At 41.1% G+C, this 12,677-nt stretch carries 11 protein-coding genes; 9 read left to right on the top strand and 2 right to left on the bottom strand.

What is annotated here, in order from left to right; all coding sequences use genetic code 11:
* Window positions 1-51: 51 nt before the first annotated feature.
* The 7 genes from PGRAN_RS08810 (at window position 52) to PGRAN_RS08785 (ending at window position 7,549) form a co-directional block, all read left to right on the top strand.
* Window positions 52-1,437 carry a glycoside-pentoside-hexuronide (GPH):cation symporter gene (locus PGRAN_RS08810; RefSeq protein WP_036066539.1) on the top strand — a complete coding sequence of 462 codons (1,386 nt, stop codon included), beginning with the start codon at window positions 52-54 and terminating at the stop codon, window positions 1,435-1,437.
* Between the two features lie 73 nt (window positions 1,438-1,510).
* Window positions 1,511-2,029 carry a peptidoglycan recognition protein family protein gene (locus tag PGRAN_RS08805; RefSeq protein WP_051998540.1) on the top strand — a complete coding sequence of 173 codons (519 nt, stop codon included), beginning with the start codon at window positions 1,511-1,513 and terminating at the stop codon, window positions 2,027-2,029.
* A 223-nt stretch (window positions 2,030-2,252) separates the two neighbouring features.
* On the top strand, window positions 2,253-3,812 hold the full coding sequence (locus PGRAN_RS08800) for a right-handed parallel beta-helix repeat-containing protein (protein ID WP_051998539.1): 1,560 nt from the start codon (window positions 2,253-2,255) through the stop codon (window positions 3,810-3,812).
* A 511-nt stretch (window positions 3,813-4,323) separates the two neighbouring features.
* The gene (locus PGRAN_RS15700) at window positions 4,324-4,713 is read left to right on the top strand and encodes a hypothetical protein (protein WP_206537360.1); all 390 of its coding nucleotides are present in this window, start codon (window positions 4,324-4,326) and stop codon (window positions 4,711-4,713) included.
* A gap of 58 nt (window positions 4,714-4,771) precedes the next feature.
* Entirely contained in the window at window positions 4,772-5,692 is a 921-nt protein-coding gene (locus PGRAN_RS15695; protein ID WP_051998537.1) for a DUF6119 family protein, read from the top strand.
* A gap of 436 nt (window positions 5,693-6,128) precedes the next feature.
* Window positions 6,129-7,007, top strand: coding sequence for a hypothetical protein (locus PGRAN_RS08790; RefSeq protein ID WP_036066538.1), 879 nt, complete (start codon window positions 6,129-6,131; stop codon window positions 7,005-7,007).
* An 11-nt stretch (window positions 7,008-7,018) separates the two neighbouring features.
* Complete coding sequence (locus PGRAN_RS08785) at window positions 7,019-7,549, top strand: hypothetical protein (protein WP_036066537.1); 531 nt, start codon at window positions 7,019-7,021, stop codon at window positions 7,547-7,549.
* A gap of 293 nt (window positions 7,550-7,842) precedes the next feature.
* Here PGRAN_RS08785 and PGRAN_RS08780 read toward each other — a convergent pair whose 3' ends face one another.
* A complete protein-coding gene (locus PGRAN_RS08780; protein ID WP_036066536.1) occupies window positions 7,843-8,283 on the bottom strand; it encodes a GNAT family N-acetyltransferase in 441 nt (146 codons plus the stop codon).
* A 72-nt stretch (window positions 8,284-8,355) separates the two neighbouring features.
* Complete coding sequence (locus PGRAN_RS08775) at window positions 8,356-9,939, bottom strand: acetate--CoA ligase (RefSeq protein WP_036066535.1); 1,584 nt, start codon at window positions 9,937-9,939, stop codon at window positions 8,356-8,358.
* Between the two features lie 360 nt (window positions 9,940-10,299).
* Here PGRAN_RS08775 and tadA point away from each other — a divergent pair, with 360 nt between their 5' ends.
* Together tadA and PGRAN_RS08765 are read left to right on the top strand one after the other, a co-directional pair.
* Window positions 10,300-10,773 carry a tRNA adenosine(34) deaminase TadA gene (gene tadA / locus PGRAN_RS08770; RefSeq protein ID WP_036066533.1) on the top strand — a complete coding sequence of 158 codons (474 nt, stop codon included), beginning with the start codon at window positions 10,300-10,302 and terminating at the stop codon, window positions 10,771-10,773.
* Window positions 10,774-11,254: 481 nt separating this feature from the next.
* The gene (locus PGRAN_RS08765; protein ID WP_051998536.1) at window positions 11,255-12,661 is read left to right on the top strand and encodes a cytochrome ubiquinol oxidase subunit I; all 1,407 of its coding nucleotides are present in this window, start codon (window positions 11,255-11,257) and stop codon (window positions 12,659-12,661) included.
* Window positions 12,662-12,677: the final 16 nt, after the last annotated feature.

The raw sequence follows: 12,677 nt of genomic DNA, 5'->3' as shown, positions 1-12,677 counted from the left end.
AAGCCCATCTCTGCGTCGAGATGGGCGACTACTAAAAAAGGTGGAGATTTAATGGAAGCAACAGGAAGAATATCGACGGAACAGCCATTGAAAGCAATGGTGCCATGGAAAGAAAGAATTAGTTATGGTTTAAGTGATACCGCATGTAATCTAGCATTTCAAGTTATCTCGACCTATTTAATGTTTTTCTATACAGACGTTTACGGACTAAGCGCGGCCGCAGTTGGAACGCTATTTCTAGTCGCGCGCGTGATCGATGCTTTCGACGGACCGATCATCGGGATTTTCATCGATCGGACCAATACACGCTGGGGCAAAAGTCGACCATTTTTCCTGTGGTTCGCGATTCCATTTGGCCTCATGTGCGTGTTAACCTTTACGACACCAGGCTTTGACGACGCTGGAAAATTGTCATGGGCCTACATCACCTATATTTTAGTAGGTATTTTATATTCTTGCGTGAACTTGCCGATCACATCGATTTTGCCAAGTTTAACGAATAACCCGCAAGAAAGAACAGTATTGGGAACGGTTCGCCAATTTGGTGGAACGCTAGGGCAAATCATTGTAACCGTATTCACGCTGCCAATCGTAGCAGCACTCGGAAAAGGCGACGACCAAAAAGGCTTTTTCCTCACGATTTTGATTTTTTCCATCGTGGCTGTGGTATTATTGCTGAACACGTTCTTCAACACGAAAGAGCGCATCGAAAACGTGCAAAAAGTTGTGCGCGTGAAGGACAGTATTCAGGCGATTAAGCGGAATTGGCCATGGGCGATCATGATTTTGATGAACTTCATTTATTGGATGGCGATGACGATGAAAAACCAAACGACGATTTACTTCTTCAAATATAATTTGGGGCGCGAAGATTTGGTGCCGATGATTATGGCGCTGGCGTTTGGATCACTTTTGACGTTGCTGATGACGCCCGCTGTGGCTGGACGATTGGGTAAACGAAACACGATGGTTGGCGGACTTGTTTTGGCGATTATTGGACAAGTGATTATGGGCGTTGGGGCGTATAGCCTGAGCGTGCCGATTATCATTGTCGGCGTTGTGATTAACGCGTTTGGAACTGGATTTATCTCTGGATTGCTGTCGGTTATGCTTGCAGATACCGTCGATTATGGAGAGTGGAAAAGTGGCGTGAGAGCACAAGGATTGCTGACTTCCGCATCAAGCTTCGGCGCGAAGTTTGGAATGGGAATTGGTGGCGCGATGACTGCAGGAATCTTAGCGGCGGGTGGTTATCAAGCGAATAAAGTCCAATCTACGAGCGCGCTACATGCGATTGAGTTCAACTTTATTTGGATTCCGATTGTCGGCTTTGCGATTGCAGCGATTGCGTTGATGTTCTATAAAGCGGATAAGCAGGAGAAAATGTATCTTGTGGAATTGGCAGAACGTAATAGGAAATTAAGAGAAGAGAAGTAATGAGGCGAGCCACTCCGAATCTGGGGTGGTTTTCTTGTGGTATACTTTTAGAAAAAGAAATGAGGCGAAGTGTATGTCCACGATTAGTCCGTTAGCAACTCCGTACGAGTTTGAAAGCTTTGTGAATCCTGGAGAGGAAAGATGGGATAGCAGAGAAGGCGCAGAAATCACGACGGTTGTTGTGCATCATATGGCGAAAACGGAGTTCGATGAGGTTCCGGAGGTATGGCGAGAGCGCGAGGCTTCTGCACATTATGGAATTGGGCCGAGCGGGGAAATAAGAGTCTATGTTGGTGAAGAGCACAGGGCTTGGCATGCGCGGGCAGCAAACGCTTATTCGATTGGCATTGAATGTTGTAATGTCACGGAAGCGCCAGATTGGGAAGTCAGTGAGAAAACGATCGATTCGCTTGTGCTACTAATCCAAGATATTAACGCGCGATACGATCGAAAAATGCGAATCGTTGGGCATCAATGCGCGGAAGGAAATTCTGCAGAGACAACACAATGTCCAGGACCATCGCTGATTCCACGATTAGCCGAAATTGTTCGGCGGGTGAATGAGTACGACGAGAAAATAATAAAAGGGTAGACCTGATGCTAACAGTTAGAACTGGAAAAGACGGCAGTAGCTATTGGGGGAAATATCGGGTCACTCAGGGATGGGTGGCTTTTTCGTCTTTTACGCGACGCTTATCCTTCCTAAGTAATCAAAATTATTACCCAATAGTTTTCATATATCATTTTCGGGGAACTAAATAAGTAATAATAAATACAATCATGACGCTCATAGAATTATGTAGGGGGGAGCGACATTGAAAAAATTATATTTATTAGGCGTGGTTTCATTAATAACTGTATTATGCTTAGTTATTTTGGAAAATTCCGTAATTGTAAAATCGGCTAGTGTTATTGATTTAAAGCCACTCATCGAACAAGCTGGTAGTGGGACACTCATTTTGAAAGACAAAAAAGAAGTTACCTACATCGTAAATGAGCCAATTAGAAATGTGAAATGTAGCATTCAAGGCGCACCAGGAGGTTCTTCGGTTAAAGCGAATTTCAAAGGCTACGGTAATTCAGAGACGCCATCTTTGCTTCACTATCAAGCTGGTATCCACAATATTTTCATCAAAAATGTCAGCTTTGATTTGGCTCAGATCGGTAGGGGAGCGATTAATTTTTATCAAAATACGAATATCGTCGTGGAAAACTGCTTTTTCACAGGTTACTCCAAAACATATGGTTGGCGCAAAGTCGACAGTTCGATTTGCTTCACGGATAGCAAGAATATCATCATTCGCAATAATCGCTTTATCAATAACGGTTACCAATACGGCAGAGCCCTGAGTGAGCTCAATCGCTGCATTACAATTCAGGGAAATGCTGGCGACAACTACACCATTTACAATAATGAATTTACCAAAGTAAACCAGGCTATCGTCGTAAATGGCAATAAAATTAGCAAATTCAACGTCTACAATAATGCTTTCAACGCGGTGATTGATAATAGCATATACCTACTGGATATCCCCGTTGCGAACATCTACAACAATGACTTCAATAAAACGAAGACCACTAATTCTCCTGATGAAGGGATCGTCCTCTCCGGTGGCCATTTCAAAATCACGAATAACCGCGCATACAATGTGTTGAATAAATTTATCGCCATTAACGGTACTACAAAAAGTGTAGAAGTAACGAATAATAACGTCAAAAATGAAAAAACACAGCAGCGTCCAGCGGTTATTGCATGGCGTAACAATACGGCCTATACCGTGCAACAACTCAATTTTTCGAACAATAAAATAGATACCGATACGGCACCCGCAAACTACGACACCATTCCGATCGGTAGAGTGAAAAAGCTGACCATTCAAGCGAATCAATTTATTGTGAAAGGTCTCGCGAATTATCAAAATTTGTTTAGTTTGCAAGGTCAAGCAGAAGTGGATTCGGTGCAAATTACGGGAAATACAGTAAAACCTCGTGCTGGCAGCGTTATCGCGAAAAACGCCTGTTTGCTACGTGAAAAAGTACCAGTCGTCCCTCAAATTAAGGTATTGAAGATGGAAAGCAACAAATTTAGTGGCAAATATCCTGCGATTTTAAATAGGATCGGCGGGACTGTGAAGCTGAATGGTTATCGGAATAGGAGCAAGTATATGACGGGAACTTACAGTGGCCCAGTTGTGAGGGCTCGCTTAGTTGTGAATGGTGTCGCGAAACAGTTGGGCGGTGCTTTTATGAATGGCAAGTTCCAGTTTTATGTGGGAGGACATACTCGGTATAAGAGCACGGATAAGGTGGAGTTGATTGCTTATAATGCGAATAATAAGCAGTTGGATAGGGAGCGGGTGAGGATTATAAAATGAAGGGGGTCGCTCAGTGTATGGGCGGCTTTTTTTTGTTCGCAAAAGCATTACAATAACGTATATGTTTCATTTGAAATGTATGTACAGAGGTCAGATGCTTCCTGCTTGATGCTGTACATCTAAAAAATGATTTCATATAATAAAGGTAGATATTGGAGGGTTTCTATGAGGAACATACAGAGTAATATTTGTGGCGCGAAAATTTGAGCGGATGGACCGAGAAGTTAGGCATGATTTTTCGAAGTTTACAGTGGTTGGGAAAAGTGAGGTATTCGAGGATTATGAATACTTAATGGATGAATAGGTAGGTTTACATATGGATAGATTGCAAGTATATTGAGATTAGTTTCAAACAGATCGCTCATTTCAATAAAATCGTGGTAAAGATGATTACACGATTCCTGATCAGTATAATGCAATTATTGTTGTACAGACAATAACAAATGTATATTTACTCCCGCAAGGTCGAGCATATTGGACAGTTGAAAAGTTAGCAGATATGAATTTCGGGTTGAATTTTGCTGAAAAAACTATATTGGATAAAGATATTTCTTTAAAAGGTGTAAGCTATATACAACGAAATAAAATGAAAGGCGTAACAAATTATAAGCAGAATCAAACTGAATCTCCACAAGCTAGTGAAAGTTATTTTAGCGTAAGTGGAAAACCTAGATCAGAAAGCTTTTTTGGCAGTAACTTAACCTGTGGAACAGGAATTACATTTGCTAGGGAATATAGTTTGAATCAAGAGGATGAGCAGCAAGATGAGTTTATAGATTTATTTGGTCAAATCGATATTGCGTTATCGTTGAAAGATAATATATCGTCCATACCAAGATTAATAAAAGTATCTAAGAAAGATAAACTTAACACTATTTGGATACACAATTGCTCGATATGATAATATATCTATTTCCTTTAGTATTAGTAAAATTCAACTGATAGATAATAAGATAACCATGTTGGAAAGCGATAAAAAATCAACTGTTCATGTGTCTGATTCAAAAAAAGAAACTGAAGAGGAGATTTCTATTGATAGTAATCAATTAAAAGAGTATGTAATTAAGTATGGCGATTTAATAGAGGATATATCTAAGTTGAAATTTAGTGTATTCGAGGAGAGCGATTGTATAACTAAGGATATACCATTTAAAAAAATTGGTTTTTGCGAATTGCAAATGGAAGATAAAGTATACTTGTTGGACAACGGTATGTGGGGACACTTTAATAATCGTTTTTATAATCTAGTTGAAGAAAAAATGAAAGAAATCAATGAAATAATAGACTATAATGATGAATATAGTTGTCAATATGAAAGGGACGAGTCTGGTGAATACGCTGGTGAAGGTGGTTATATAGAAGCGTTAGCTGGAATATCTCATATGGTGAAACTCCATAAACGTAATATAAATACCCATGGAACATATATAGAAGTGGCTGATATATTTAATCGGAATAGCAAAGAGTTACTTGCAATAAAGAGAGGGACAGGAACATCAATGGCATTATATAGTTTCGAGCAATCGCTATTATCGATGCAAGTATTATCTAACAGTAATGAGTTTAAGGTGCGAGATGAGCTTTTGAAATACAACGATAGAAAAAAATACGATGATGTGAAGAAATATCCGAACTTAACGAAAAAACAACTAGGTGAGATTATGGAATGCAAAACATCGTGTGTACTATGGTTGATAGATCAAAAGGTGACTTACGTATATGAAGGTGTGCGAAATAAAAATTTTGATCTTTTGAAATTTAACTCAATTTTGCTTAAGCTTAAGATAATAGATTGGTATTCATTTACAAAAGATAATGGACATACTCCTAAAATTTACTTTGCTCTCGATCTACCTTTACCAATGGATGTAATTGATTAAGCAGTGATTTTATTAGTTGTTTTAAATTGGTGAGTTAGATATTAAAAAAAACGCATAAAAGTTATATTCAATATTTTGTGGGGAAATTAAGTTTTTATACACTTCTAGGTATTAGATAGGGCAATTTAAAACTAGCATTTTATATGATACTGCTAATCGTAATTTCTGAAGTATAGGGCATCAGCGCATTTATTTGTATTCGGTTAAAATTAAGGGGAGATAGGTACAAAGGGAGTTGAGAAGAGTGATGCTTAATAATTCGTATTAACTTTATGTGAGGATTTGCAGTGCTTGTAAAGTAAAGTGTAACGAGTGAAAGCATAATATTTTTTTCTGTTCGTTAGTGTAATAGTGAGCATGCGATTGGAAATAATCGAGGGAATACAATAACCATCAATAGAAAGTAGTAAAATAGACTTAAAGGGAGAAGTGAATAATGAGGGAAATAAAAGTTAGTTTATGCATCGTAGTATTTTTATTAACTGGAGTGACATTGAGCTCACTCCATGTATTCGCAGATGAGATACCAAAGAGTACTGATACCTCTATAGATAATTTGGTAGTCGAAAATATAAAAAGGTTGGAATATTCTATGCCAGATAATGCTCCAGACGATCTAATCGATTTATATCTTAATGATGGCTGGAAATGGAACAAAGAGCTTAATTATATGTATAAAGATGTACGTTATGCTGATGAAACAGTCAACATCAATGGGCTTACTTACATAACGGATGAGAATGGTGAGGTATCTACTAAAATTAGTGTAAGAACTGGAGAAGGAGAGGTAACCGTCTCTTCACCAAACTATGATACTAACCCAGTAAGTATCGAAGCAGAGATAAACGAGGAAGCAAAGAAAGTAATTGTTGAAAAAGGAGAGCAAAAAAAGGTAAGCTTGGTAGAGGAAATAAATTTAGACACACTTATTAACAGGATGGATGAGGAAAATGGACATGAAACCGAAAAGATAAATAAAGCACATGCTGATAAATTTATGATAATTCCTTTAGCACCAGCTAGTAAATTTAAATTTGAGAAGGTAGTAAAATCTTATAGTAAGGGCGCACGGATAACCTGTAATAGATTTAATGGACCTTGGGGAAACAATAAATATTATCTGAAGTCAGAAAATGCAGTAATGGCTGCTAGGAATTTTTTATGGAGTGACTGTGACCGAGCACTTGTATGGCATGTACAATGTTTAAAAGATTATGGGCTAGCTAAATATAGATATTGCGCTTGGGAAGATAAATCCAAAAATGGAAAATGTAGTGGTTTAATTGGTCACGGTAAGACATATCATGCGCATTAGGAAGGTGAAAAATGCTAAAAAAAATATTATTGATTATTGGAATCTTGTTAACAGGTTTACTGGTCTACATGGGTGTTTTATGGATAAAAAATGTATGGCCTATTGAGGACACTTCGCTAAAAAACGAGGGGATCGGAAAACTAACTATCAGAATGGATGAATCGCATATTAGACATTACTATCCTGAATTTGCAATTGCGAACGAGGATGAAGGAAATATATATTATTTCGATGATAAAGATAGTTTTATTGTGACAACGGACGCCAAAACTAAAAAAATTGTTTGCATGGAGCTAAGGGACAAGATTGATGGGCAAAATTTTACGACAAAAAAAGGACTCGGTATCGGCAGTAGCTTTGCGGATGTTAAGCTGGAATATGGGACTAACTATAGAAAGAAAAGTACGGAGATATATGGTGACATGGTTGAATTCCAGGACTCTAACACAAATCAAAAGATAGGTTTTGGAATTGATTACGCAAATGATACAGTAACGGTTGTTGTGTTGTATGATTACGATAAATATAAATTTCCGTATTAGGTTGTATATAGATAGGTAATTAATAAAAAGGGAGAAAAACTCATGAATAAAAATGATTTGTATTTCAAAATTGCCATTATTATTTGCATGGTAGCGTTCTTAATAATCCAGATTTTTATACTAAATGCGCTTGTAAATATTTCAGATAGACTGCTTAATATTGTAGATTCTTTACCGGGTTTTATGCCCCAATAAGGACACTCTATTTAATAATGGCGTTGAAAAAACATCCTAAAAGAACCCCTAATCTCTGGCTGGAGACTGGGGGTTCTATTGCGTTTAATAACTAATCTTCATTTATAATCCTTCCCCATCCGATAATGCCCGCCGATCTTCGGAATCACGAACTCTTCTCCAACCGAATAGAATCCCATTTTTTCATAAAATCCAGTTGCAATTACGCGTGCGTTACACCAAAGTAAATCCGCGTTACGTCGCGCCAGTTCTTCCTCGGCAAACACAATCACTGCTTTTCCGAGCCCGCGCAATCGTGCCTTTGAATCGCTCGCCATGCCGCGTAATCGGTACTGTTTTTCACCTTCAAAATGGCTGTCTGATTCTTCGTAAAAACTCCCAATTGCAACCAGCTTCTCGTCGTCGTCAAACACCCCAACATGAAACGTCGTCTGATCCTCGTCTCCCGGATAGACAAGCGCCTCCACTGGGTGATCTGGAATTAGCACGCGGTGGCGCAAATCGTGTGTTTGGGTGGCCTCTATAAACCGTGTTTCCATCTATACCATTCCCTCTCTCAAAAGCAAGTTACTTGGAATGATTGTACCCAATTTTGCGGGATTTGGCAACGATTATTGTGAGATGTTTGCGAATTCGGCTACGCGCAAGGCTACTCGGCGAACTTTTCCAGAATCGGTTTTTGGCAAACTCTCTACAAACTCAATGCGGCGTGGATATTTATACGGTGCGGTGTGTTCTTTCGTGAAGTTCTGCAACTCTTTCACAAGTACTGAACCCCCAACAAAACCGTCTTTTAAAACGATGAACGCCTTCACAACCGTGCCGCGAATCTCGTCAGGACTCGCCACAACAGCCACTTCCTTCACGCTCGGATGGTGAGTCAACGCGTCCTCCACTTCAAACGGTCCAATCGTGTAGCCAGAACTAATAATAATATCGTCGTTGCGGCCTTGGAACCAGTAATAATCGTCCTCGTCACGATAGGCGCGGTCACCGGACACGAAATAATCGCCACGAATCGCCTTTTCCAGACGCTCAGGTTCTTTGTAATATTCCTGGAACAGCGCGGGAAAATCCTTGCGCATCGCGATATCGCCAATTTCGCCGACACCAACAGGCTGGCCATTTTCATCAATAATCGCCATGTACTCCGGCATAATCGGCTTGCCCATCGAGCCCGGACGAATCGGAAAATCGACAAGCGTCCCAATCAGGAGCGTACTCTCGGTCTGGCCATAACCATCACGAACCTTCATGCCAAAATTGTCTTGGAAAACGCTGATCACTTCGCGGTTTAGCGGCTCACCAGCAGAAACGGCGCTGCGCAAATGACTCAAATCATACGCATCCAAGTGGTCCGCCTTCGCCATCAAACGGTATTCCGTCGGCGTACAACAAAGCACATTCACTTGCTTATCTTGCAAAAGTTCCAACTGCTTCGCGGGACGAAAACGCCCATTATAAATGAATCCCGTCGCGCCTTTACCAAGGACAGACAAGAACGGCGACCAAACCCACTTTTGCCAGCCAGGTCCAGCCGTTGCCCAAACGAGGTCATCCTCGCGAATATCCAGCCAGTGGTCCGCAGCAATCCGAATATGCGCGTAACCCCAACCATGAACGTGTACCACGCCCTTCGGATTTCCCGTTGTGCCTGACGTGAAGGCCAGTAAACACGGATCATCCTTGCGCGTCGCCACTTTTTCAAATTCCGTCGACGCCGCGTCAACTAACCGCTCATAATTCTGCCAACCATCAAGCGCGCCGTCCGCCCCAACAACAATCCGCGTCGCGACACTTGGCGCGTCCACAATCTTATCAAACTCCGCCGTACAACTCGCGTCCGCAATGACCGCTTTCACGTTTGCATGATGAATCCGATACTCTAAATCATGCGCCTTCAAAAGCTCAGAGGCAGGAATAATAATCGCGCCCGTCAGCCAAATCCCCATATAAACCGCGTACGTCTCAAGCAATCGCGGCATCATCACAATCACGTGATCGCCTTTCTCAATCCCAGCATGCTTGATTACATTCGCAAAACGGTTCGCCGCTTCCAACAAATGATGATACGACCATTCCTTCACATCTCCAGCCTCATTCTGCCAAATCAGCGCCGCCTTCTCCGAGTCAAATTGTGCAATCTCATCCGTAATATTATAAAATTCAGGGGCAATTAAATTTTCTGATTTCATTTGATAACATCTCCTTGGTTTTAGGTTAGTTTTGTGTTTTTCCATGGATGGCGGTTAGGCGGATTTGGTGTCTTTGAGATCTTGTTTAGTGAGCTTCAGGCGCTAGCCCTTCGGAATTTGTTGATAATTTTAGGAAGCGTTCTTGGATTCCTTAGATTATCAATATGAGTATGAGCAAAGCGAGCATTCGTTCAGCGCCCTCTAACAAATTCTGTCAGGGCTAAACGAGCGCCTTCAGCATCTTTATTACCTACTACTAATACATGGTACTATATCGATTATCTCAAAGCAAATAAAAGGCGTGCATGCTGTCGCTATGCTAAAATATAAAAGAATTCAAAAAGAGGGAGTCATCCACCAATGCAAAAAGAAATCTACATGCGTGAGGCCTTAATAGAGGCCGAAAAAGCACGCGAAAAAGGAGAAGTTCCAATCGGCGCGGTTGTCGTGCTTAACGGCGAAATCATCGGACGCGCGCATAATCTCCGTGAAACGACCAAAAACGCCATCACGCACGCCGAAATTCTAGCGATTCAAGACGCCTGCAAAAATCAAGATGCCTGGCGATTAGAAGGTGCAGAACTTTACGTCACGCTTGAGCCTTGTCCAATGTGCAGCGGCGCAATTCTGCTCTCCCGCATTGCCAAAGTCTACTACGGAGCCGCCGATCCAAAAGCCGGCACAGCAGGAACGCTCATGAACCTGCTCCAAGATTCACGTTTCAATCATCAATGTGAAATCGAACCGGGAATCCTAGCCGATGAATGTGGAGCCATCTTGACCAGCTTTTTCCGAGATCTACGTGCAAAGAAAAAACAGCAAAAAGAGCCTTAATACCTATTTTAATGCATGTAACATCCATTATACGTTCTTTTGTGAAAATATGCGCAATCGATTGATGTTACTTAAGTGACCTACCCGACTCATTTCTTGTCTCCATGTTTTCCCTTATTAAAATAGAACCAAAAGAACTAAACAAATTTAGGGCGAAATGCGATAGAATAAGAATTAGGTAAAACTTATTCTAATTGGCTGAAGATGCGAGAGAAATTCGGTAGTCTGGTTTCTATGGCTCGTTTACTTATGTGAGAAAATAGACAAAGCCTGAAAAATGAAAAATTTTCACGGTAAACAGATGATTCCTACATACTTTATTTTCGTACACATGTTTTTGTGAATTAAAACACAACCGAGCGTAACAGTATTCACAGTTTTTCACAATCGATTAATGTGTATAGTAAACAGTCGGCAAATTATAATAATAAAGACAAAATCGGGTTAAACACCCAAATAAACACAAAAAGGAGGAAAAAAGGTGGATAAACTTTTCTTAGCTAGACTTCAATTCGGATCAACAACTGTTTTCCATTTCTTATTTGTACCACTTTCTATTGGACTTGTATTTATGGTTGCTCTCATGGAAACGTTGTATGTTGTGAAGAAAAAAGAAATCTACAAAAAAATGTCGAAGTTCTGGGGACACTTGTTCTTAATCAACTTCGCTGTGGGGGTAGTAACAGGGATTATTCAGGAATTCCAATTCGGGATGAACTGGTCGGATTACTCCAGATTCGTAGGGGATGTATTTGGGGCGCCGCTTGCGATTGAAGCGCTACTCGCGTTCTTTATGGAATCGACGTTTATCGGATTGTGGATCTTTGGTTGGGATCGCCTGAACAAGAAATTACATTTGGCATGTATTTGGCTTGTTGCGCTTGGTACGGTCTTCTCCGCGTTCTGGATTTTGGCGGCGAACTCGTTCATGCAGCATCCAGTAGGGTTCCAAGAAATTAATGGCCGTGCGGAAATGAACGATTTCTGGGCGCTTATTACGAATGGGCAGTTACTTGTGGAGTTTCCACACGTTATCTTTGGTGCGTTCGCGACGGGGGCATTCTTTGTCGCAGGGGTCAGCGCCTACAAATTACTTAAAAAGCAAGATGTGGACTTTTTCCGAAAATCGTTCCAGATCGCGCTTGTACTCGTTATTATCGGTGGTTTTGGTACGGCTTTCAGTGGTCACCAACAAGCGCAATATCTTGTTAAAACGCAACCGATGAAAATGGCGGCGACGGAAGGAATTTGGGAGGATACAGCCGATCCGGCACCGTGGACGATGATCGCGGGTATTGATGTAGCTAATCAGAAGAATACCTGGGAAGTCAACATTCCATACGCGCTAAGTTTCCTCTCGTACTCGACGTTCTCTGGTAGTGTGCAAGGTATGAAATCACTGCAGGCCGAGTATCAAGAGAAGTACAAAGATCGTTTCGGGGCGGATATGAACTACATTCCACCAGTTAAAACGTCATTTTGGAGCTTCCGGATCATGGTGCTCTCTGGTATGTTAATGATTCTATTCGGCTTGTGGGGAGCTTTCCTTGCATGGCGTAAGAGATTAACAACGTCAAAATTGTATCTACGTTTGATGATTCCAATGATTGCTTTCCCATTCATCGCAAACTCGATGGGGTGGATCATGACGGAAGTTGGGCGTCAACCGTGGGTGGTATTTGGCTATATGTCAACGGCGGACGGGGTTTCACCGAACGTTTCGGCGGGCTCGATACTGTTCTCACTTATTGCATTTTCAGCGATTTATTTAGCGCTCGCGATTGTACTCGTCTGGCTATTTATTCGTGAAATTAAGGCAGGCCCAGACGCGCATAATCATGACAAGAAAAAAAGGCAAAAAAGAGCCTGCGTCTGTGGATCCATTTGATTTAAAGGGGGCGAAT

Origin of the sequence: Listeria grandensis FSL F6-0971, assembly GCF_000525835.1 — a bacterium.
Classification (GTDB): domain Bacteria; phylum Bacillota; class Bacilli; order Lactobacillales; family Listeriaceae; genus Listeria_A; species Listeria_A grandensis.
The sequence above is the reverse complement of the archived record's forward strand: the minus strand, read 5'-3'. Positions and strand labels throughout refer to the sequence as shown.